Source organism: Pseudomonas sp. KD5, from assembly GCF_012932895.1.
Taxonomy (GTDB): Bacteria; Pseudomonadota; Gammaproteobacteria; order Pseudomonadales; family Pseudomonadaceae; genus Aquipseudomonas.
The window spans coordinates 13730-36228 of record NZ_JDWJ01000018.1 but is presented as its reverse complement, the minus strand read 5'-3'; the positions used below and the strand labels follow the sequence as shown (position 1 = coordinate 36228).

At 60.4% G+C, this 22499-nt stretch carries 18 protein-coding genes and 1 pseudogene; 13 read left to right on the top strand and 6 right to left on the bottom strand.

Annotated elements, in window-relative coordinates; genetic code table 11:
- Nucleotides 1–571: 571 nt before the first annotated feature.
- The 3 genes from AF70_RS27905 (at nucleotide 572) to AF70_RS27895 (ending at nucleotide 6449) form a co-directional block, all read left to right on the top strand.
- Complete coding sequence (locus AF70_RS27905; RefSeq protein ID WP_028940308.1) at nucleotides 572–2365, top strand: DUF1302 domain-containing protein; 1794 nt, start codon at nucleotides 572–574, stop codon at nucleotides 2363–2365.
- Between the two features lie 23 nt (nucleotides 2366–2388).
- Complete coding sequence (locus AF70_RS27900; RefSeq protein ID WP_019581143.1) at nucleotides 2389–3756, top strand: DUF1329 domain-containing protein; 1368 nt, start codon at nucleotides 2389–2391, stop codon at nucleotides 3754–3756.
- 140 nt (nucleotides 3757–3896) lie between these two features.
- Complete coding sequence (locus AF70_RS27895; protein ID WP_028940309.1) at nucleotides 3897–6449, top strand: LuxR C-terminal-related transcriptional regulator; 2553 nt, start codon at nucleotides 3897–3899, stop codon at nucleotides 6447–6449.
- A gap of 40 nt (nucleotides 6450–6489) precedes the next feature.
- On the opposite strand, the gene AF70_RS27890 is transcribed toward AF70_RS27895, so the two are convergent.
- Nucleotides 6490–7278, bottom strand: a complete 789-nt coding sequence (locus tag AF70_RS27890; protein WP_019581141.1) for an IclR family transcriptional regulator — start codon at nucleotides 7276–7278, stop codon at nucleotides 6490–6492.
- A gap of 163 nt (nucleotides 7279–7441) precedes the next feature.
- Here AF70_RS27890 and hmgA point away from each other — a divergent pair, with 163 nt between their 5' ends.
- Genes hmgA through maiA form a run of 3 tightly spaced genes read left to right on the top strand, consistent with a single transcriptional unit; the run spans nucleotide 7442 to nucleotide 10705 of the window.
- Entirely contained in the window at nucleotides 7442–8746 is a 1305-nt protein-coding gene (gene hmgA, locus AF70_RS27885; RefSeq protein ID WP_028940310.1) for a homogentisate 1,2-dioxygenase, read from the top strand.
- A gap of 3 nt (nucleotides 8747–8749) precedes the next feature.
- Nucleotides 8750–10057: a fumarylacetoacetase gene (gene fahA, locus AF70_RS27880; protein ID WP_028940311.1), complete on the top strand. Its 1308-nt coding sequence runs from the start codon at nucleotides 8750–8752 to the stop codon at nucleotides 10055–10057.
- A gap of 12 nt (nucleotides 10058–10069) precedes the next feature.
- Complete coding sequence (maiA, locus tag AF70_RS27875; protein WP_019581138.1) at nucleotides 10070–10705, top strand: maleylacetoacetate isomerase; 636 nt, start codon at nucleotides 10070–10072, stop codon at nucleotides 10703–10705.
- A gap of 25 nt (nucleotides 10706–10730) precedes the next feature.
- Here the strand turns inward: maiA and AF70_RS27870 are convergent, their stop codons facing one another.
- Nucleotides 10731–11534 carry a SirB1 family protein gene (locus AF70_RS27870; protein ID WP_019581137.1) on the bottom strand — a complete coding sequence of 268 codons (804 nt, stop codon included), beginning with the start codon at nucleotides 11532–11534 and terminating at the stop codon, nucleotides 10731–10733.
- Between the two features lie 183 nt (nucleotides 11535–11717).
- Between AF70_RS27870 and AF70_RS27865 the strand changes: the two genes are divergently transcribed.
- The 4 genes from AF70_RS27865 (at nucleotide 11718) to AF70_RS27850 (ending at nucleotide 16077) form a co-directional block, all read left to right on the top strand.
- A complete protein-coding gene (locus AF70_RS27865; RefSeq protein ID WP_018927157.1) occupies nucleotides 11718–12737 on the top strand; it encodes a Glu/Leu/Phe/Val dehydrogenase dimerization domain-containing protein in 1020 nt (339 codons plus the stop codon).
- Between the two features lie 116 nt (nucleotides 12738–12853).
- On the top strand, nucleotides 12854–13948 hold the full coding sequence (gene pdhA / locus AF70_RS27860; RefSeq protein WP_028940312.1) for a pyruvate dehydrogenase (acetyl-transferring) E1 component subunit alpha: 1095 nt from the start codon (nucleotides 12854–12856) through the stop codon (nucleotides 13946–13948).
- Nucleotides 13941–14927, top strand: a complete 987-nt coding sequence (locus tag AF70_RS27855; protein ID WP_028940313.1) for an alpha-ketoacid dehydrogenase subunit beta — start codon at nucleotides 13941–13943, stop codon at nucleotides 14925–14927. Before pdhA ends, AF70_RS27855 begins: the two co-directional genes overlap by 8 nt.
- Before the next feature lie 40 nt (nucleotides 14928–14967).
- Nucleotides 14968–16077 (top strand): dihydrolipoamide acetyltransferase family protein, encoded by a 1110-nt coding sequence (locus AF70_RS27850; protein ID WP_028940314.1) that lies wholly within the window; start codon nucleotides 14968–14970, stop codon nucleotides 16075–16077.
- A 173-nt stretch (nucleotides 16078–16250) separates the two neighbouring features.
- Here the strand turns inward: AF70_RS27850 and AF70_RS27845 are convergent.
- Nucleotides 16251–16490: pseudogene (locus tag AF70_RS27845) on the bottom strand (YebG family protein); the annotation flags it as partial.
- Between the two features lie 316 nt (nucleotides 16491–16806).
- Between AF70_RS27845 and AF70_RS27840 the strand changes: the two are divergent.
- Nucleotides 16807–17307 (top strand): phosphate-starvation-inducible protein PsiE, encoded by a 501-nt coding sequence (locus tag AF70_RS27840; protein ID WP_018927152.1) that lies wholly within the window; start codon nucleotides 16807–16809, stop codon nucleotides 17305–17307.
- On the opposite strand, the gene AF70_RS27835 is transcribed toward AF70_RS27840, so the two are convergent.
- From AF70_RS27835 to AF70_RS27825, 3 genes are all read right to left on the bottom strand, one after another.
- Nucleotides 17304–17621, bottom strand: a complete 318-nt coding sequence (locus tag AF70_RS27835; protein ID WP_019581133.1) for a DUF3509 domain-containing protein — start codon at nucleotides 17619–17621, stop codon at nucleotides 17304–17306. The genes AF70_RS27840 and AF70_RS27835 overlap by 4 nt on opposite strands.
- Before the next feature lie 210 nt (nucleotides 17622–17831).
- Nucleotides 17832–19133: a serine/threonine transporter gene (locus tag AF70_RS27830; protein WP_019581132.1), complete on the bottom strand. Its 1302-nt coding sequence runs from the start codon at nucleotides 19131–19133 to the stop codon at nucleotides 17832–17834.
- A gap of 203 nt (nucleotides 19134–19336) precedes the next feature.
- A complete protein-coding gene (locus AF70_RS27825; RefSeq protein WP_028940315.1) occupies nucleotides 19337–20713 on the bottom strand; it encodes an L-serine ammonia-lyase in 1377 nt (458 codons plus the stop codon).
- 135 nt (nucleotides 20714–20848) lie between these two features.
- Between AF70_RS27825 and AF70_RS27820 the strand changes: the two genes are divergently transcribed.
- Both AF70_RS27820 and AF70_RS27815 read left to right on the top strand, forming a co-directional pair.
- Nucleotides 20849–21811 (top strand): LysR substrate-binding domain-containing protein, encoded by a 963-nt coding sequence (locus AF70_RS27820; RefSeq protein ID WP_019581130.1) that lies wholly within the window; start codon nucleotides 20849–20851, stop codon nucleotides 21809–21811.
- A 199-nt stretch (nucleotides 21812–22010) separates the two neighbouring features.
- Nucleotides 22011–22421, top strand: a complete 411-nt coding sequence (locus AF70_RS27815) for an HPF/RaiA family ribosome-associated protein (protein ID WP_007936360.1) — start codon at nucleotides 22011–22013, stop codon at nucleotides 22419–22421.
- Nucleotides 22422–22499 lie beyond the last annotated feature (78 nt).

Sequence of the window (22499 nt, the reverse complement as noted above, 5' to 3'; positions counted from 1 at the left end):
TCTGGCGGGGCTTGCCTGAGCCCCGTCATCTCCTCCCGATTGCTTCCTGCCTGAAAACCTTTCGCCCATAAAAAAGGCCGCTGCAAACGCAGCGGCCAAAGTAAGACGTGGATCCAGGAGCTACAAATCAACGTCAGTGAACACAGGGCGATGAGTCGAAAAATACGCTTCAAATCATCTGGATTCTGTCGCCAATGGGGGTGGTCTATCATCCCCATTGCTTTGTGCTTTCGGGCCGTTTTCCGTGAAAGCCAGGCAAGAATAAGGTATTGATCGCAAAGGAAAAATAGCGATTTCAGACATGCACTGTTACAGTCTTGGCAACAGTCTTCGGCTGACCTTTTGTAACAGCTGCCGTTAGCTGCGCCAGCTGTTACACATCCAACTTCAATCATGTCCCATGCACTGCACTGATAACCCTCCATCCAGCCCATCCATACCCCGCGCAAAACCCCGCCTCATGCGGGCCTTCATCCTTTGGAGGTACATCGCGAATACCTCCTTGGTGCGCTTATCGCTCCCGGCGAGCGGCAGTAGGGTGGGGTCTTCTGTCACTCACCGGGGAAGACGCATGACAAAAACAACAATGCGCGCCATCTTCAAGCCGCAAGCGCTGGCCGCTGCGGTGGCCTTGGGCTGCTGTGCCCAGGCGCAGGCTGTTTCATTCAACATCGGCGAAATCGAGGGGCAGTTCGATTCCTCGTTGTCCGTCGGCGCGAGCTGGGGCATGCGCGATGCCGACAAGTCGCTGGTGGGTACCGTCAATGGCGGGACCGGCCAATCCTCGACCGGTGATGACGGACGCCTGAACTTCAAGAAAGGCGAAACCTTCTCCAAGATCTTCAAGGGCATCCACGACCTCGAGTTGAAGTACGGCGACACGGGCGTGTTCGTCCGTGGCAAGTACTGGTACGACTTCGAGCTCAAAGACGAAGACCGCGAGTTCAAGCAGATCAGCGACAGCGGTCGCAAGGAAGGCGCCAAGTCTTCGGGCGCGCAGATTCTCGATGCCTTCGTCTATCACAACTATTCCATCGCCGATCTGCCGGGCACCGTGCGTGCCGGTAAACAGGTGGTCAGCTGGGGTGAAAGCACTTTCATCGGCAACTCGATCAACAGCATCAACCCGGTCGACGTTTCGGCGTTCCGGCGTCCCGGCGCGGAGATCAAGGAAGGCCTGATTCCGGTCAACATGCTGTTCGCTTCCCAGGGCTTGACCGATCAACTCACGGTGGAAGGTTTCTACCAACTGGAGTGGGATCAGACGGTTCTCGACAACTGTGGCACCTTCTTCGGTAACGACGTGGTGGCGGACGGTTGCAACAATAACTACACCGTCGGCAGCCCGGCGATTGCTCCGCTGGCACCGCTGGCGGCAGCCTTTGGCCAACCTATCCAGGTCACCCGTGAGGGCGTGATCGTGCCCCGTGGTGGTGACCGCGATGCACGGGATTCGGGGCAGTGGGGCGCGGCTTTGCGCTGGCTCGGTGACGACACCGAATATGGCCTCTACTTCATGAACTACCACAGTCGCACACCGACCGTCGGCACCACCACCGCCGGGCTGTCCACATTGGCCAGCCTGCCGGGCATGGTCAGCACTGCCAACCGTCTGGCCCCGGGCAGCGGTTCGGGCCTGGCGCAAAGCGTGATGCTCGGGCGCGGCCAGTACTACCTCGAATACCCGGAGGACATTCGCCTGTACGGTGCGAGTTTCTCCACCACGTTGCCCACCGGCACTGCCTGGACCGGCGAAATCAGCTACCGGCCTAACGCTCCGGTGCAGGTCAACACCAACGACCTGACCCTGGCGTTGCTCAACCCGATCGCCGGCGGCGCGGCATCGCCTGTTGCGACCCGGCCTGGCGCCGACAATACCGGTTACCGCCGCAAGGAAGTGACCCAGGTGCAAAGCACCCTGACGCACTTCTTCGATCAAGTGCTGGGCGCCCAACGGCTGACCCTGGTCGGTGAGGCGGCGATGGTCCATGTCGGTGGTCTGGAGCCGCGAAGCAAGCTGCGTTACGGCCGTGATTCGGTCTACGGCCAGTACGGTTTCGGTGGCGATACCGACGGCTTCGTCACCGCGACCTCCTGGGGCTATCGCGCCCGGGCGATCCTCGATTATGCCAACGTGATTGGCGGGATCAACCTCAAACCCAACCTGTCCTGGTCCCATGACGTCGCCGGCTACGGCCCCAACGGGCTGTTCAACGAAGGCGCCAAAGCGGTCAGCGTCGGTGTCGATGCCGACTACCGCAACACCTATACCGCAAGCTTGAGTTACACCGACTTTTTCGGCGGGAATTACAACACCCTGACCGACCGCGACTTCCTGGCGCTGAGCTTCGGCGTGAACTTCTGATCTGGCTGAGAAGGATGATGTTAATGCGCAAGATGATTCTGCAATGCGGCGCCCTGGCACTGAGTCTGTTGGCTGCCAACGTGATGGCTGCGGTCTCGCCGGAAGAGGCCAGTAAGCTCGGCACCACCCTCACGCCGCTGGGCGCCGAGAAGGCCGGCAACGCCGATGGTTCGATCCCGGCCTGGACCGGTGGCATCCCGAAAAACGCTGGCGCGGTCGACAGCAAAGGCTTCCTGGCTGACCCGTTCGCCAGTGAAAAACCGCTGTTCACCATCACCGCCGCAACGGTCGACAAGTACAAGGACAAGCTTTCGGACGGTCAGGTGGCGATGTTCAAGCGCTACCCGGAAACCTACAAGATTCCGGTCTACCCAACCCATCGTACTGTGGCCGTGCCGCCGGAAATCTACGAGTCGGCCAAGCGCAGCGCGCTGAACGTGACCAGCATCAACGACGGTAACGGTCTGGCCAATTTCACCGGCAATCGCTATTACGCGTTCCCGATTCCGAAGAATGGCGTCGAGGTGCTGTGGAACCACATCACCCGTTACCACGGTGGTAATCTGCGACGGATCATCACCCAGGTGACCCCGCAGACCAACGGCAGCTACACGCCGATTCGCTTCGAGGAAGAGATCGCCGTACCGCAACTGATGAAGGACCTGGACCCGGACAAAGCCGCCAACGTGCTGACCTTCTTCAAACAGTCGGTGACCGCGCCGGCGCGGCTGGCGGGTAACGTATTGCTGGTGCACGAAACCCTCGATCAGGTGAAAGAGCCGCGACTGGCGTGGATCTACAACGCCGGTCAACGTCGTGTGCGTCGTGCACCGCAAGTGGCCTACGACGGACCGGGCACCGCCGCCGACGGCCTGCGGACTTCGGACAACTTCGACATGTTCTCCGGTGCGCCAGATCGCTACGACTGGAAACTGATCGGCAAAAAGGAAATGTACATTCCCTACAACAGCTACAAACTAGATTCGCCGAGCCTCAAGTACGATGACGTGGTGAAAGCCGGGCACATCAACCAGGACCTGACCCGCTACGAGTTGCACCGGGTCTGGGAAGTGGTCGGCACGGTCAAGCCGAGTGAGCGGCACATCTACGCCAAACGCCACATGTACCTCGACGAAGACAGCTGGCAAGTGGCGCTGGTGGACCACTACGACGGTCGCGGCCAACTGTGGCGAGTGGCCGAAGGTCACGCCCAGTACTACTACGATCACCAGACTCCGGCCTACACCCTCGAGGCGCTCTACGACATCATCGCTGGCCGATACATTGCCCTGGGAATGAAGAACGAAGAGAAGCACAGTTTCATATTTGGCTTTGACGCCAAGGCTGCCGATTACACACCGTCGGCTCTGCGCGCCGAGGGCGTTCGGTAAGGGTTTTGATACATTGGCATCACAAAAGGCGACCGGTGGGTCGCCTTTTTTATGGGCGCCAATCAGCGCGCTGAATACCTCTCAACAAGCGGGTTGGAGAGGGTTAGGGTTGTCGGACAATTATAAAAAGGCACGCTGCAATGACCGCCATGACCCCGTGTCTGGACCGTTCTGGATTCCTGCCCCGCCTGTCCTCTCATCACCTGTCGCGGGCTCGCTTGACCGAGCCGCTACTGACCTCAACGGCCCGGGTGAAATTACTCTGCGCCCCCGCCGGCAGCGGCAAGAGTGCGCTGCTCGCCGAGTGCCTGTTGCGGGCGCCATCCCAGTGCCGGGTGCATTGGCTGCCCTTGTCTGGCGTGGTGTCGAGCGCGGCCGATTTTCGTCATCGTCTGGCACAGGTGCTGGGGTTAACCTCGTCGGGTGAAACCGAATTGCTGAGCAATCTGGCGCGATTGCAGACGCCGACCTGGCTGTTCCTCGATGACTACTGCCGTCTGCCGAACCCGGAGCTGGACTCGTTGCTGGATCGTATGTTGGCGATCAGCAGCCCGATGCTGACCTGGTGGCTCGGCACTCGTCGCCGGCCGCAATGCAACTGGCCACGGCTGTTGCTTGATGATGAATTGTACGAATGCGAGAGCGCTTCGCTGGCTTTTACTTCAGGTGAAGTGGAGCAGCTGTTGCGTCCCTGGGTGCCGGATCAGGCCAACAAGGTGGCCAGTCGGGTCATCCAGCGCACCGGCGGCTGGTGTGCCGGTGTGCGGATCGCGCTGTTGCAGAAGTGCGACTGGTCGCGTCAGGACAACCTCCAGGGACGGGCGGACACCTTGCTCGATTATCTGGAGCACGAGTTGTTCAGCTCGCTGACGCCTGAGTTGAGCGAGGCCTGGCGCGTGCTGGCCCACTTGCCACGCTTCAATGCCCGACTGTGTGATCACCTGTTTGGGGCCGGGGAGGGCGCGCAGTACCTGAGGACCTTGCAAGCACTGGGTTGTTTTATCGAACCCTGGCGCGACTCCACCGACTGGCTGCAGGTGTTCACCCCGTTCACCCAATTGCTGCGCGATGAGCAATGGCCGGCCGGACGCTCCTGGCATCGGCGGGCCTGCCAGTGGTTCTGCGCCGAGCAGGACTGGAAATCAGCCTTCGAACAAGCATTGCTCGCCGAGGAATACGAAGTGGCGGTCAGCCTGTTGCAGCACTTCAGTTTCGAGCAGTTGTTCGAGGAGCAGACGGTGGTGCTGTTGTTGCGTTTGCACGAGCAGCAAGGCGAGGAACTGACACTGGGCAGTCCGCAGTTGGTCGGATTGATTACCGCCGCCTTGTTGTTCGCCGGACGTTTCGAACAGGCGACCACCTGCATCGCTCGTTTGGCGCATTTCACGCCGCAACCCTCGGCCGTGCTTCAGCGTCGATTGATTGCCCGCTGGCAGTCCCTGCAGGGTTGGCTACTGCATTTGCAGGGGCGCATGGAGCCTTCTCGCGCGCACTTTCTTGACGCGTTGAGCGCACTCGATCCCGACTGTTGGACGGCGCGGTTGATGTGTTTGTCGGGGCTGACGCAACAGGCGTTGTTAAGGGGCGAACTCGACGTCGCACAAGCCCATAACCGTGAGGCCTTGTGCCTGGCGCGGGCGCAAGGTTCGCTGGTGTTCGAGGGCTTGATGGAACTCGATCATGCGCAGTTGCTGGAGCAACGGGGCGCGGCGTTACGGGCCGAAAGCCTGCTGTGTGACATCAATGAACTGCTCAGTCAGCGTTCGGACCGACCTGCTCCCTTGCTGGGACGAATTGCGTTGCGTCGTGGGCGGCTGGCCATGAGTCTGGGGGCAGACGAACACGCCGCCGAACTCTTTCAGACGGGGCTGGACGATTGCTTGCACAACCATGACAAGCGCGTGCTGTATGGGTTTCTCGGTCTGGCGCAACTGGCGGCCAATCATCGAGATTATGCGGCGGCGTTTGTTCATCTGCGCGACGCCGAACGATTGATGCAGCAGCGGCAGATTCCCGAAACGGTTTATCGGGGTGTACTGCTGCAAATCAGCAGCCATATCTGGTTGCAGCAGGGGCGCCCCGAGTTGGCCTGCGAAGCCTTGAGTCGGGTGCTCCGTCATTATCATGGCTCCCCCGTGCGGCAGGCACCGCCAGCGACACTAGAGCTGATACCGGTTCTGGAATACCTGTTGATACTGGCCGAGGTTCATCTAGGACTGGCCCAAGCGCCGTTAGCCCGGCTCGAGGCCCAGTTGCAATGGGCGCGACAGCGAGGCATGTCGCGACTACAAGCACAGTTGCATTTGGTCATGGCCGAAGTGGCCTGGTTGACCGACGACCCTTCTGCTCAGCAGTCGTTGCAGGACGGATTGGCCCTGGTTGAGCGCTGCAACCTCCAACAAGTCTTGTGCGATTTGCAACTACGCCAGCCTGAATTACTTGGCGCAATCCGTCTTGCCACAACGGGAACCCCTTTGAATGGGGAGACCTTCCCACAAAGTCAATTGAGTCTGCGTGAAATAGAAGTATTGAAGTTAGTGGCGCAGGGTAATTCCAATCAACAGATTGCCGATCTTCTATTTATTTCATTGCACACCGTTAAAACCCATGCGCGGAGAATTAATGTGAAGTTGGGGGTGGAGCGAAGAACTCAGGCGGTTGCTCAGGCAAAGTTGTTGGGGATGCTCGGTTAGTGTTGGGTTTTCTTTGTATGGGTTCGGCTTCTGATAACGATCAATCATCCAGGGCAGGTGGTTGATACCCCATCCGCCAACTCACGGCCCGGGTCGCCGCCAGCAAGCGCTGTGCCGCCGGGCCGTTTTCGTCAGCGTGGAACAACGAGGTTGGGCCGACGATAGTCATCACTGCCGCCACCTGGCCGACAGCGTTGAACACCGGAGCCGACAACGCATCCACGCCGGGCATCAGCAAACCGTGCACATGATGCAAACCGCGTTCGCGGATCTGTTCGCATAGGGTGGCATAGGCTTTTTCGTCGGCCAGGGGATGGGCATCGACAGTGATTTCCTGTTCGCGCAATTCATCGGTTTCCCGATGTGGCAGGTAGGCACTGAACACCAGCCCTGTCGACGAACTGAGCAACGGCAACACCGAGCCCAATTGCGTGACCACCGTCACCGCTCGCACCGCCGGCTCGATGTGCACCACCGTCGCGCCCTGATTACCCCACACCGCCAAAAAACAGGTTTCGTTCAGATCGTCGCGCAGTTCGGCCAAGGGCAGGGCGCCGACTTTCAGCACGTCCATACTGTTCAGGGCAGCCAGGCCGACCCTAAGCGCTTCACGACCGAGGCCGTAATGGTTGGTGGCCGCGTTCTGCTCGGCAAAACCGCTGGCGATCAACGCCTGTAGATAACGGTGAACCTTGCTCGCCGGCATCTGCACGTGTTCGGCCAAGCGCGACAACGAGGTCGAGGGCGACAGCTCGGCGAGGGCCTTGAGGATGTCGGTGCCGACTTCGGCCGAGCGGACTTTCTGTTTACCGTTGCTTTCGCTGGTCATGGAGGCGGTGTGATCCCGGGACGAATGGGCGTCTTTATAGCTTGACGGTCAATACCAATCAAATTACGTTATGCGTAATTGAATTACGATAAAAATAACCCGGGCGTGCCAAGACCTCATCGCAGAGCAACTGGCCATTGCCTACTCCCGTTCAGGAGGCTCCATGAACCTCGATTCAACGGCGCCAGCGCTGGCTTATCAGTCAGGCTTTGGCAACGAATTCAGCAGCGAAGCGTTGCCCGGCGCACTGCCTGTCGGCCAGAACTCCCCGCAAAAAGCTCCTTACGGCCTGTACACCGAGCTGTTCTCCGGCACTGCGTTCACCATGGCCCGCAGCGAAGCACGCCGGACCTGGATGTACCGCATTCAGCCGTCGGCCAATCACCCGGCATTCGTCAAACTGGATCGGCAACTGGCCGGTGGTCCGTTGGGTGAAGTGACCCCCAATCGCCTGCGCTGGAACCCCTTGGACATTCCGACCGAGCCCACCGATTTCATCGACGGGCTGGTGAGCATGGTCGCCAATTCGGGCGCGGATAAACCGGCCGGGATCAGCATCTATAACTACCGCGCCAACCGTTCCATGGAGCGGGTGTTCTTCAACGCCGACGGCGAACTGCTGCTGGTACCGGAACTGGGCCGCCTGCGCATCGCCACCGAACTGGGCGTGCTGGAACTGGAGCCGCTGGAAATCGCCGTGCTGCCTCGCGGGCTGAAATTCCGCATCGAACTGCTCGACCCGCAAGCGCGGGGCTACGTGGCCGAAAACCACGGTGCGCCACTGCGCCTGCCGGACCTGGGGCCGATCGGCAGCAACGGTCTGGCCAACCCCCGCGACTTCCTGACCCCGGTGGCGCATTACGAAAACCTCAAGCAACCGACCACCCTGGTGCAGAAATTCCTCGGCCAGTTGTGGGGCTGCGAGCTCGATCATTCGCCGCTGAACGTGGTCGCCTGGCACGGCAATAACGTGCCGTACAAATATGACCTGCGTCGCTTCAACACCATTGGCACGGTGAGTTTCGATCACCCGGATCCGTCGATTTTCACCGTCCTGACCTCGCCGACCAGCGTGCACGGTCTGGCCAACCTCGACTTTGTGATCTTCCCGCCACGCTGGATGGTGGCCGAGAAAACCTTCCGTCCGCCGTGGTTCCACCGCAACCTGATGAACGAATACATGGGTCTGATCAAGGGCGAGTACGATGCCAAGGCCGAAGGTTTCGTGCCGGGCGGCGCCTCGTTGCATAGCTGCATGAGTGCTCACGGCCCCGATGGCGAGACCTGCACCAAGGCGATCAACGCTGAACTGGCGCCGGCTAAAATCGACAACACCATGGCTTTCATGTTTGAGACCAGCCAGGTGCTGCGCCCGAGCCGGTTCGCCCTGGATTGCCCACAGCTGCAAAACGATTACGACGCCTGCTGGGCCTCGTTGCCCGCCACTTTCGACCCGACCCGGAGATAACCCATGACTCAGACTTCCATTACTCGTAGCTGGGTTGCCTCCGCCAACGGCCACGCGGATTTCCCGCTGCAAAACCTGCCGCTGGGCGTGTTCAGCGTGAAGGGCGGCGCGCCGCGCAGTGGCGTGGCGATCGGCGACCATATCTTTGATCTGGGAGCGGCACTCGATGCCGGGCTGTTCGACGACGGTGCCGCGCGGACCGCCGTCGAAGCCACCCGTGGCGGCCAGCTGAATGCGTTTTTCGAGCTGGGTCGCGAGGCACGCGTCGCCCTGCGTGAACGCTTGATCGAGTTGTTTAAAGAAGGCAGCACCCTGCATGGCAAGATCGAAGCCCAAGGCGCAAAATTGCTGCCACTGGCGGCGGATTGCCAGATGCACCTGCCGGCGAAGATCAACGACTACACCGACTTCTACGTCGGCATCGAGCACGCGCAGAATGTCGGCAAACTGTTCCGCCCGGACAACCCGTTGCTGCCGAACTACAAGTACGTGCCGATTGGTTACCACGGCCGCGCCTCGACCATTCGCCCGTCCGGCACCGACGTGCGGCGTCCGAAAGGCCAGACCCTGCCGGCCGGCCAGACCGAGCCGACGTTTGGCCCGTGCGCACGCCTGGATTACGAACTGGAACTGGGTATCTGGATCGGTCCGGGCAATGCCATGGGCGACTCGATCGCCATCGGTGACGCCGCCGATCACATCGCCGGTTTCTGCCTGCTCAACGACTGGTCGGCGCGCGATATCCAGGCCTGGGAATACCAGCCGCTGGGGCCGTTCCTGTCCAAGAGTTTCATTACCAGCATTTCGCCGTGGGTGGTGACGGCCGAAGCGCTGGAGCCGTTCCGTCGTGCGCAGCCGGCGCGCCCTGAAGGCGACCCGCAGCCGCTGCCTTACCTGTTCGATAAACGTGATCAGGCCGCCGGTGCCTTCGACATCGAACTCGAAGTGCTGCTGCTGACCGAATCGATGCGCGAACAGAATCTGCCGGCCCATCGCCTGACCCTCAGCAATACCCAACACATGTACTGGACCGTTGCGCAAATGGTGGCGCATCACAGCGCCAATGGCTGCCAGTTGCAGGCCGGCGACCTGTTCGGTTCGGGCACGTTGTCCGGCCCTGAAAGCGGTCAGTTCGGCAGCCTGCTGGAAATCACCGAGGGCGGTAAAAAACCGATCGAACTGGCCTCGGGCGAGGTGCGTAAATTCCTCGAGGATGGCGACGAAATCATTCTGCGCGCGCGTTGCAGCCGCGAAGGTTTTGCCTCCATCGGTTTCGGCGAATGCCGCGGCAAAGTGCTGCCGGCGCGCTAAGAGGATCGACCCATGGAACTCTATACCTATTACCGTTCGACCTCGTCTTTCCGGGTGCGCATTGCGCTGGCGTTGAAGGGGCTGGATTACCAGGCACTGCCGATCAACCTGATCGCGCCGCAGGGGGGCGAACATCGGCAACCGGCGTATCTGGGCATCAACCCGCAAGGCCGGGTGCCGGCCTTGCGCACTGACGAAGGTGAATTGCTGATTCAGTCACCGGCGATCATCGAGTACCTGGAGGAACGTTATCCACAGGTGCCGCTGCTGTCCAAAGACCTCGCCGCCCGCGCCCACGAGCGTGGCGTGGCGGCGGTGATCGGCTGCGACGTTCACCCGCTGCACAACGTCAGCGTGCTCAATAAGCTGCGGCAGTTGGGGCACGATGAGCCGCAAGTGGTCGAGTGGATCGGTCACTGGATCAGCCAAGGGTTGGCGACGGTGGAGCAATTGATCGGTGACGCCGGTTATTGCTTCGGCGATCAACCGGGGCTGGCGGACGTTTATTTGATCCCGCAGCTGTATGCGGCCGAGCGGTTCAATATTTCACTGGACGCTTATCCGCGAATTCGTCGAGTGGCGGCGTTGGCGGCGCAGCATCCGGCGTTCATCAAGGCGCATCCGGCCAACCAGCCCGATACCCCTTGATGGCTTCACATTGACCCCTGTGGGATCAGTGGACGATGGCGTTGGGCGGCAAGTGCCCCAACCGTTCGGTCAGGCGAATCCGCTGGATCGGGTCGTCGCAGAGCAGCAGCGCGTGTTCCAGGTCAAAACGCTCGGCATTCGGGCAATCCAGCCGTTGATAGAGGCTGGCCCGGGCCAGGTAGTCGGAGGCGTTGGCGTTGCCCAGCTCCAGCACGCGCTCGGCGTCGATCAGGGCGTCGATGTAGTCATCGTTCGTGAGGTACAACTGGCGCAGGTTGCGTGACAGCCGTTGCAGCATCTGCGCAGGTTCCGCAGTCTGCAAATGCTCGGCGCTGAGCGGTATGTTCGGGCCGTACTGGCGTTGCAGCAGTTCACGACAATCGTTGGGGTACAACCGGCGCCCGCCGCACGGGTCGAGCAGGTGATCGGCGCCTTGCACCCGCAGCAGGAAATGCCCGGGGAAGTTGACCCCGACCATGGGAATCTCCAGTCTTCTGGCCAGCTCCAGTGCAATCAGGGCCAGCGCCAGCGGCTGGCCGCGCCGGCGCTCCAGCACTTTATGGAGCAATGCCACTTGCGGGCGCAAGGGCGTGAAGTCGTCCTGGGCGAACCCCAGGTCATTCATGCGCCGCAACAACGGTTGCGCCAACTCATTTACCGGCAGCATCGGTAATCCGTAGCTGACCCGTTGTTGCAGGTCCTTGAAGTCCGCCAGCACAGTTTCGGGGTTCAGCTCTTTATCGTGTTCGGCGGCGATCCACAGCGCCGCTTCGAACAGCGCGGGCGGTGATCGTTGCAAACAGTCGAAAAAGCGTTGGCGCGGGGTCATCAAAATCTCCGGGGAATGCCTCGTTTTAGCCCCGTCGCAGGCTTTCGTCCAGTGCTGAACACAGGCCGTAACAGGTTATGTCCGAAAACCTTTAAAGCGGCGCTGCTTATTCCTGTGCGCTTCTGCAATTTTTGTGCGCAAGCCTATACTGGCGACTACAAGAAGTGATTCGGGAGCCCTACGATGTTCGCTCTCATGCAAAGCACTCGCCTTGAATCGCTGCACCTGAGCGTCGATCCGGTCACCGGGTTGAAGGCGGTGATTGCCATCCATAACAGCCGCCTGGGACCTGCCCTGGGCGGATGTCGTTACCTTGCCTACCCCAGCGATGAATCCGCGATCGAGGATGCCGTGCGCCTCGCCCAAGGCATGAGTTACAAGGCGGCCCTGGCTGGCCTGGCTCAGGGCGGTGGCGTTGCGGTAATTATTCGCCCGGCCCATGTGGAAAACCGCGCCGCTGTATTCGAAGCGTTCGGGCGCTGGATCAATCAGCTCGACGGTCGCTACATCACCGCCATCGACGCCGGCACCTCGGTGGCGGACATGGACTGCATCGCCCAACATACGCAATTCGTCACCAGCACCACCGCTGCGGGGGACCCAGCACCGCATGCCGCCATGGGCGTATTCGCCGGCATTCGCAGCACCGCCATGGCCCGCTTGGGCAGCGATAATCTGGAAGGGCTGCGCATTGCCGTTCAAGGCCTGGGCAATGTTGGTTATGCCCTGGCCGAACAGCTGCACGCGGCTGGCGCCGAGCTGCTGGTCAGCGACATCGATCACGGCAAAGTACAACTGGCCATGGAGCAGTTGGGCGCTCATCCGATCGCCAACGAAGCGCTGCTCAGCACCCCTTGCGACATTCTCGCGCCTTGTGGCTTGGGCGGTGTGCTTAACAGGACCAGCGTGACGCAACTGCGCTGCTCGGCGGTCGCAGGTTCGGCAAACAACCAACTGACCCATCTGGAAGTCGCCGATCAGCTGGAACGCCGGGGCATTCTGTATGCGCCGGATTACGTGATCAACGCCGGCGGACTGATCTACGTGTCGCTCAAACACCGTGGGGAAGAGCTGACGACCATCACCGCGCACCTGTCGAAAATCAGTTCACGGCTGACCGAAGTCTTCGCCCATGCCCAGGCGGAAAAACGTTCTCCGGCCAGGGTCGCGGATGAGTTGGCGGAGAAAGTGCTGTACCGGTAAAAGTATGAATCGATAAAGGAGTGAGTGCTTATCCGGCCAACTTGCTCCCCAAGCCCTGCGCCACAAACGTCGGGCCTGACAATCGCACGCCGACCCCGCGTGCCAGGAGCCCTGTGATGCTTCACAAGGTTGAGCTGCCCTACACCCGTTTTTTATCCCCTGACGGCCAGGTGCTCTGCGATCTCCCTCCCTGGGCCGACGACTTCAATCTGTTGACGCGCCTGTATCGGCAGATGGTCCTGACCCGCCTTTTTGACCAGAAAGCGGTCGCCCTGCAACGCACCGGGCGCATCGGTACCTACGCGCCGACCCTGGGCCAGGAAGCCATTGGCGTTGCGGTCGGCAGCCTGATGCACGCCGAAGACGTGCTGATCCCGTATTACCGCGACACCGCCGTGCAGCTGATGCGTGGCGTGCGCATGGAAGAAATCCTGTTGTATTGGGGCGGCGATGAGCGTGGCAGCGACTTTGTCGACCCGGCGGTGGCGCAGGATTTCCCGATCTGTGTGCCGATCGCCACCCAGGCCTTGCATGCCTGTGGCGTCGCCAGCGCATTCAAGATCCGTGGCGAGCATCGGGTCGCCGTCACCACCTGCGGCGATGGCGGCACCAGCAAGGGTGATTTTCTCGAGGCCCTCAATGTCGCTGGCGCCTGGCAGTTGCCGGTGGTGTTCATAGTCAACAACAACCAATGGGCGATCTCGGTACCGCGGCGCATTCAGTGCGGCGCTCCCACGTTGGCGCAGAAAGCCATTGGCGCCGGGTTCCACGGCGAGCAAGTCGACGGCAATGACATACTCGCCGTGTATGACCGCGTGCAAGCGGCCCTCGAACGGGCGCGCCACGGCAAAGGCCCGGTGTTGCTCGAATGCCTGAGCTATCGTCTCGGCGATCACACCACGGCCGACGATGCCACACGCTACCGCTCGGCGGACGAGGTCAAGCAGGCCTGGCTCGAAGAACCGATCAAACGTCTGCAGCGTTTCATGGTCGGGCAGGGCGTGTGGGATGAAAGTCGCGAGCAGGCGCTGATCAGCGAATGCCAGGGGTTGGTGCAGGTTGCTGTGGATAACTTCGAAGCGGCGGGCCTGCAGGCGCCGGCATCAGTGGTCGATCATGTCTACGCCCAGTGGCCACAAGCCTTGGCCGAGCAGCGTGAAGACTTCCTCGAACGAGTGGCGCGCCGGACGGGAGGTTCGGGCCATGAGTAACGGTAAGGTAACGCTGCTGGAGGCGGTGAATCTGGCGTTGCATCGGGCCATGCGCGAGGACGAGAACGTTATCGTCCTCGGTGAAGACGTCGGGGTGAACGGTGGCGTGTTTCGCGCCACGCTGGGCCTGCGCGACAGCTTTGGTTTCAAGCGGGTCATCGATTCGCCGCTGGCCGAAACCATGATCAGCGGGCTGGCAGTGGGCATGGCGGCCCAAGGCTTGAAACCGGTGGTGGAAATCCAGTTCATGGGGTTTATCTACGCCACCATGGAGCACCTGGTGTCCCACGCCAGTCGCATGCGCAATCGCACGCGCGGGAGGCTCACTTGCCCGATGGTGCTGCGCTCGCCGATGGGCGCCGGGATTCGTGCGCCGGAACATCACAGCGAAAGCACCGAAGCACTGTTCGCGCACATTCCGGGGTTGCGGGTGGTGATCCCGTCCTCGCCGGCCCGGGCCTATGGTTTGTTGCTCGCGGCCATCGACGACCCGGACCCGGTGATCTTTCTCGAACCGACCCGACTCTATCGCATGAACCCGCAACCGTTGTTGGATGACGGTAAACGCTTGCCGCTGGACAGCTGCTTCACCCTGCGCGAAGGCAGCGACATCACTTTGATCAGTTGGGGCGCCAGTGTGATGGAAACCCTGCAAGCTGCCACGGCGTTGGCCGAGCAGGGCATCTCGGCGGAAGTGATCGATGTCGCCAGTATCAAACCGTTGGACCTCGACACGATGGAGGCCTCGGTGCGCAAGACCGGTCGCTGCGTGATCGTGCATGAGGCGCCGCGCTCCTGCGGGGTCGGCGCGGAAATCGCCGCCAGTCTCTACGAACGGGTGTTTCTACAGTTGCAGGCACCGATCCAGCGAGTCACCGCGCCGGACATTCCGCCACCGCTGTATCGACTGGAATCGCTGTACATGCCTGGCGTCGAGGACATTCTTCACGCCTGTGACACCGTGTTGCGCCACGCCTGAAGAAGCCCTTGAAGAAACGCCAGAGGCCGAGGAGATTGCGATGAAATATTTCAAACTGCCGGATCTGGGCGAAGGCTTGCAGGAGGCGGAAATCGTCCGCTGGCACGTCAAGATCGGCGATACCGTCAAGGCTGACCAATTGCTGGTGTCGGTGGAAACCGCCAAGGCGCTGGTGGACATTCCCGCGCCTTACGACGGCGTGGTGGCGAAAACCTTCGGCGGCGAGGGCGACATCCTGCATGTGGGTGAGCCGTTGCTCGGTTACGAAGGTGAAGCGGACGCGGGCACCGTGGTCGGACGGCTTGAGGGCGGCGGCACGAATCAGGAGGATGCCTTTTTTATCGGCGCCGCTCCATCGACCCGCGAATACCTGGCGAACCGCGCCACGCCGGCAGTGCGTCAATTGGCGCGACAACTGGGCGTTGAATTGAGCGCCTTGATCGGCTCCGGCCAGGACGGCCAGATCACCCGCAGCGATGTGGAAAATGCGGCCCAGACGGAACGTGAGCGTTTCGGCGGTGAGAAGCTGCGCGGTGTGCGGCGCAGCATGGCGCTGAACATGGCCAGGTCCCATGCCGAAGTGGTGCCGGTAACGATTTTCGGCGATGCCGATCTGCATCGCTGGGGGCAGGCGCGAGAACCACTGATTCGTCTGGCCAAAGCCATGGCAGCGGCCTGTGCGGTGGAGCCGGTACTCAACAGCGGCTTCGATGGCAAAACCCTTTCGCTCAAACAACACGAACGGCTCGACCTGGGCATCGCCGTGGATACGCCGGACGGTTTGTTCGTGCCGGTGCTGCGCGATGTCGGCAATCGCACGTCGGCGGATTTAAAGGAAGGTGTGATGCGCCTGCGCGCTGATGTGCAGGCGCGCTCGATTCCGCCCAAGGAGATGATGGGCGCGACCCTGACCCTGTCGAATTTCGGCACCTTGTTCGGTCGCTACGCCAACCCGGTGGTGGTGCCGCCGCAAGTGGCGATCCTCGCCGCCGGGGCGATCCGCGATGAACCGGTGGCGGTCGAGGGGGCGGTGGCGGTGCATCCGATCCTGCCGCTGTCCCTGACCTTCGATCACCGCGTGGTCACCGGCGGCGAAGCGGCGCGGTTTTTCAAGGCGTTGGTCGACGCACTGGAGCAACCTGACGCCTGATTTTCTGCGGGCATGAAAAAGGCCCTGAGCCATTGGACTCAGGGCCTATTCAATTCGGGCATTGCTTACTTCGGCGTCTTGGCGGCTTTGGCTGGCTTGGTCGGCTCAGCTTGCTCCACTTCAACAGGTGCAGCCACTTCAACAGGTTTAGCGACTTCAGCCGGCACGTTGAGCAATTCGGACAGTGCGTCCGGCTGGCTCTTGAACGCCTTGGCGAACACATCGCGGTTTTTCGCCATGTAGATCCCGGCTTCTTCCACTTGCTGTTCGGTCAGGGACGGAACGGCTTTTTGCAACACTTCAGCCAGCAATTCGGCCAGTTCGAGCATTTTGTCATGACGGTCAGCTTCGGCTTTATCCATGAACAAGCGCTCCAGATCTCGGCTGCTGCGGTATACCACTTCGACGGCCATTCACCACCTCACATGCCTTCACATTTAGTTGTCTTTGCGACTACTGTATCTATATACAGCTAAAAGGATAAGCGAATCCCTGAGCTTTGGGTAGTGGCTTTTTAATGTAGACCGGATTCGGGGTTTGTCAGGTGAACGGTGGCGCTCCATTCGCGGCTACAGGTTTGGTGTTGACCTGCGACCAAACGCCACGGAGCGTGTTTTAAAGCACCTCGCCATCATGTGGCAGGCAACCCCTGGCCTTTTTTCTGCATGCAGAACAACCGTCACGTCCAACCCGCATCATCCGCTCGAACCGAGCTAAGGAACAATCATCGTGAAAATCAACTGGGCCGAGAACCTGCGGCAGAACGTGCATCAACTGGCCGAGTCCCTGGGCAACCTGTTCGTCGAGACCTTCCACTACCTGGCGCTGTTCGCCATCGGTGCGGTGACTGCCTGGGCGGCGGTCATGGAGTTCATCGGGATGCTGGAACAGGGGCACATCAAGATCGATGACATCCTGTTGCTGTTCATCTACCTGGAACTGGGGGCGATGGTCGGGATTTACTTCAAGACCAACCATATGCCGGTGCGGTTCCTGATCTACGTGGCGATCACCGCGCTGACACGGCTGCTGATCTCCAACGTCTCGCACCACAATCCGCCGGACCTGGGGATCATCTACCTGTGCGGCGGGATCCTGCTGCTGGCGTTTTCGATTCTGGTGGTGCGTTACGCCTCGTCGCAATTTCCTTCGGTGAAGATCGAACACCCGCAGCGCAAGATCGGTGCGGGTTCCGGTGAGCATCCCGAAGTGGAGAAGGGCGAGCTTTAAAACCCGATTTCAGGTCGGGGCCGGGCTTTGGCCTGTGGCGGCGGCAGCTTACGGTTGTCGCCGTCGGTCATGGCTTCGAGGATGGCCACGGCACATTCACCCTGTTCGATGGCGATGCCGAACTGAATGCTTTGTACCAGGCGTTTGAGGCGCTTGGGGTCATTGCGTTGTTCGGCGCTGATCATCCGTTTGGCCACCACGCGGCCAGCGTTGGAGAGGGTCAGCATGATGCTGCCGTCCAGGCCCTGGATGCTCAGGTTGATTTGATAATCCGCTGCAAAAGCATCGGTAATGAGCTGAAAAGGGTTGTCCATAATGCGTCACCGCCTGATTGAACGTGCAGTTGTTGACGGCCATGATCGGGATTAGTTCGCAATACCAGACCACCGGCCTTCCATGTTCATGCGCTTTCTTCCGTGCCGCACAAGGGAGATAGCAAGGGGCATGCCGGAAAAACTGTCGGACAATGTTTACGGCAAAAAAACGGCGGGCACTCTGGCCCGCCTTCTTTTTGCCTGCCCGTTTCAGGGCATAAATGAATAGATGATCGCAGACAGTGCAATCAGACCGACCAACACCACGAACACGTTGGAGGCCTGGCCCGAGTACTGGCGCAAGGCCGGTACGCGGCGGATGGCGTACATCGGCATCAGGAACAACAGGCAGGCGATGATCGGCCCGCCGAGGGTTTCGATCATGCCCAGGATGCTCGGGTTGAAGGTCGCCACGGCCCAGCAACTGAGGATCATGAACAGCGCAGTGAGGCGGTTCAGCCAGCCGGCAGAGACGACTCGACCACGGCCACGCAGGCTTTTCACGATCAGGCCCTGAAAGCCTTCGCTGGCGCCGATGTAATGGCCCAGGAAGGATTTGGTGATTGCCACCAGCGCAATCAGCGGCGCGGCGTAAGCGATGACCGGTGTCTGGAAGTGGTTGGCCAGGTACGACAGGATCGAAATGTTCTGCGCCTTCGCCGCGGCCAAATCAGCCGGGGACAACGCCAGCACGCAGCTGAAGCAAAAGAACATCACCGTGACGACCATCATGGCGTGAGCGATCGCCAGAATGCCGCTGCTTTTGCGTTCGGCTTGCTTGCCGTAACGCTGCTTCTGATCGACGGCGAAGGCGGAAATGATCGGCGAATGGTTGAACGAGAACACCATCACCGGGATCGCCAGCCACAAGGTCTTGAAGAACAGCGGCAACGGCATGCCCTCGCTGGCGGTGGCGAAGAACGCGCCGTTCCAGTTCGGGATCAGGCTGATGCCCAGTAGCAGCAATGCCGCGACGAACGGGTAAACCAGCACACTCATGCATTTGACGATGACGCCCTGACCACAACGGACGATGGCCATCAGGCCGAGAATCAACCCCAGTGACAGGATCGCCCGAGGCGGTGGCGTCATGTGCAACTGGTGCTCCATGAGGCTGCTCAGGGTATTGGTCAGCGCTACGCTGTACACCAGCAGAATCGGGAAAATCGCGAAGAAATACAGCAGCGTGATCAGCTTGCCGGCACCGATGCCGAAGTGTTCTTCCACCACTTCAGTGATGTCCCCGGAACGACCGGACAACACGAAACGAGTCAGGCCGCGGTGTGCAAAGAATGTCATCGGAAACGCCAGCACTGCCAGGATCAGCAGCGGCCAGAAACCACCCACGCCGGCGTTGATCGGCAAAAACAGCGTGCCGGCGCCAATCGCTGTGCCATAGAGGCCAAGCATCCAGGTGGTGTCGTGTTTACTCCAGCCTTTGTGGGTTATTTCGCTACTGCGTGTGAGGTCTACAGCGGGATTATCGGCAGCAGGTGTACGTACATCGGTCATCGTTTTCGCCTCGTTATTGTTTTTACTCGGGCTCACGGCGGGCAGACCGTTTGAAACTACTGCGCTCGACAATCCTGCGTTAAAAACAGGCTCGGAATGCTCATTTACAGCCAGTAAACTCCGCGTCCTCGCCTGTTTTTGCCTTGTCTTGTCTTCGCTCGCTACGTTTCAAACGGCCTGCCGGGACGGTCAGGAGATGCTCCTCAGCATTCCACCCAGCTGACAGCCAGGCCGCCCCGTGAAGTTTCTTTGTATTTGTCGTGCATATCGGCGCCGGTATCGCGCATGGTGCGGATCACCCGGTCCAGGGAAATGAAGTGTTTGCCGTCACCGCGCAGGGCCATTTGCGTGGCGTTGATCGCCTTCACCGCGGCAATCGCGTTGCGCTCGATGCACGGCACTTGCACCAGACCGCCGACCGGGTCGCAGGTCAGGCCGAGGTTGTGTTCCAGGCCGATTTCAGCGGCGTTTTCCAGTTGTTCCGGGGTGGCGCCGAGCACGTCGGCCAAACCGGCAGCGGCCATGGCGCAGGCCGAACCGACCTCACCCTGGCAGCCGACTTCGGCGCCGGAGATCGAGGCGTTTTTCTTGCAGAGAATGCCGACAGCAGCCGCGCCCAAAAAGAACGCCACGACGTCATCGTCCGACGCGTCCGGGTTGAATTTCATGTAGTAGTGCAGCACGGCCGGAATGATCCCCGCCGCCCCGTTTGTAGGTGCGGTGACCATCCGTCCGCCCGCGGCGTTTTCTTCGTTCACGGCGAGGGCGAACAGGTTCACCCACTCCATGGCAGACAGGGTGGAGCTGATGACGTTCGGTTTGCCGATTTCCAACAGGCTGCGATGCAATTTCGCGGCGCGGCGCGGAACATTCAGACCGCCGGGAAGGATGCCTTCGTGACGCAAGCCTTGCTCGACGCACTCGCGCATTACCGACCAGATGTGCAACAGGCCCTGACGGACTTCGGCTTCGCTGCGCCAGGCCAATTCATTGGCCATCATCAATTCGGACACCCGTAGACCGTGCTGTTTGCAGAGCTTGAGCAATTCGGCGGCGCTGGAGAAATCGTACGGCAGCACGACGTCGCTGGCCGGCGCAACGCCGGACTCGGCTTCGGCCGCTTCGATGATGAAACCGCCGCCCACCGAGTAGTACGTCTGCTCGAACAGCTCACCGGTTTCGCCGAAGGCTGTCAGGGACATGGCGTTAGGGTGATAGGGCAGGCTCTCGTCGAGCAGCAGGAGATCGTGCTGCCAGTTGAAGGCGATGGTCGCTTTGCCGGCCAGGGACAGCTTGCCGGTTTCCCGCAGGTGCTGGATGCGCGAATCGATGGTGGTCGGGTCGATGCTATCCGGCCATTCGCCCATCAGGCCCATGACACAGGCGCGGTCGGTGGCATGGCCGACGCCGGTGGCTGAAAGCGAACCGTAAAGGCGGATTTCTACCCGACGTACGGCGGCCAGTAAATTCTGGTCAATCAGTGCTTGGGCAAAGGTCGCTGCAGCGCGCATCGGGCCGACGGTGTGGGAACTGGACGGACCGATGCCGACTTTGAAGAGATCGAAAACACTGATAGCCATGCTAAAGCCTATACAAGCAATGGAAGAGAAATCGCCGCCATTTTTGTAGGCCAAGCGCAATGTCGGCGATACTGCCTACCTCGGTCCTACGTGACCAACGAAACTTCCTAAGATAGCCTTTAGCAGGACTAAACGATGAGTCGTCAATTGCACGCCCAGACTTATGTCTGGCTGCACGTGTTTTCCTGTGCCGCGCGGCACCTGTCGTTCACCCGTTGTGCCGAAGAACTGCACATCACGCCGGGTGCGGTCAGTCAGCAAATTCGGCAACTGGAGGAGCGGCTGGGTTTTCGCCTGTTCCACCGTCGCGCTCGTGGCGTGGAATTGAGTGCGCAAGGCCAGCGCCTGGCCATTACGGTCAACGAGGCTTACGGCAGCATCGACGCAGAATTGCGACGACTGGATGCGGGAATGATCAGCGGGATTTTGCGGGTGCGTTCGATTCCCTCGTTCCTGAGCAAATGGCTGACCCCGCGTTTGCCGCGTTTGCAGCAGCGCTTCCCGGACATTCAATTGCGCCTGGTGGCGGAGGACAGCAGCGTGCCGTTGCACGAGGGAGATTTCGACCTGGCGATCGATCTGAATGACGGCAGCTATCCCGGATTGTTATCCACAGCCTTGCTCGACGAGCAGATATTTCCGGTGTGCGCCCCGAGCCTGTTGCGAGGACGTCCGCCGCTGCACGGGCCGGCAGACTTGATGCACTTTCCGTTGTTGCACGACATCACCGCGTGGCGCGGTAGCTACGAGTACGCGGAATGGGAGTTTTACCTCAATGCCATCGGCTTCGAAGGCGCGGATGTGCGGCGCGGGCACACCTTCAACCGCAATCACCTGACCATCGAAGCGGCGATTGCCGGGATGGGCGTGGCGATTGCGCGGCGAACGCTGCTTAACGATGAGCTGGAACGGGGTACGCTGATCGTGCCGTTTGGCTTGGCGGTGCCTAATCACAAGCGCTACGTGCTGCTCTACGCGCCGGGTGCGCTGAGCCATCCGGGCGTGCGCGCGGTGCATGACTGGCTGGTGGAAGAGGCGGGGATTTTTCGTGACCTGCATCCGCTGGGGGGCGCGGCAGATGTGACCATTTTTGACTGAGGACAGGGCCGACCCAACTCCCGACATTAACAGCGCTTTTGCTCGTTGTCCGGCTTTTTTTGCGTATGAATATTTATCTTTTTTTAGGGGTTGAAATGTTCCGCGCACACACCGATTGTGTAACCAAGAGGTTGCGGTGATGACGCCCAAGGGCCAGCCGATGCGCCTCTTGCGAGCTAGCTGAAATAAGGGAAGAACTATGCAAATCCAAGTCAATAGCGATAACCATATTCAAAGCAGTAAACGACTGGAGGAGTGGGTACGTACTACCATTGAGAGCACGCTCGAACGTTATGAAGAGGACCTGACCCGCGTCGAGGTCCATCTGCGGGACGAGAACGGCGACAAGCCTGGTCCCCATGACATGCGCTGCCAGCTGGAAGCGCGGCCAAAAGGCCATCAACCGATTTCCGTTACCCATAAAGCCGCCTCCCTGGAACTGGCGATCGACGGGGCAGCCGAAAAACTTGAACATGCGCTGGAGCATATGTTTGGCAAATTACGCGGCAAACCACGCGCCGCTGTGGTGCCGTTCGACAGGGGCGCACATGCCGATGCGCTGCTTGAGGATGAGTTTCTCGAGAACGAACAGGCTGCACTCAACGGCTGAGGTCTAAGGCGGCATTATATTCCCACAGCTTTCCAACTAAAAAAGGGGCCTGCGTTGCAGGCCCCTTCTTTGTTTCAG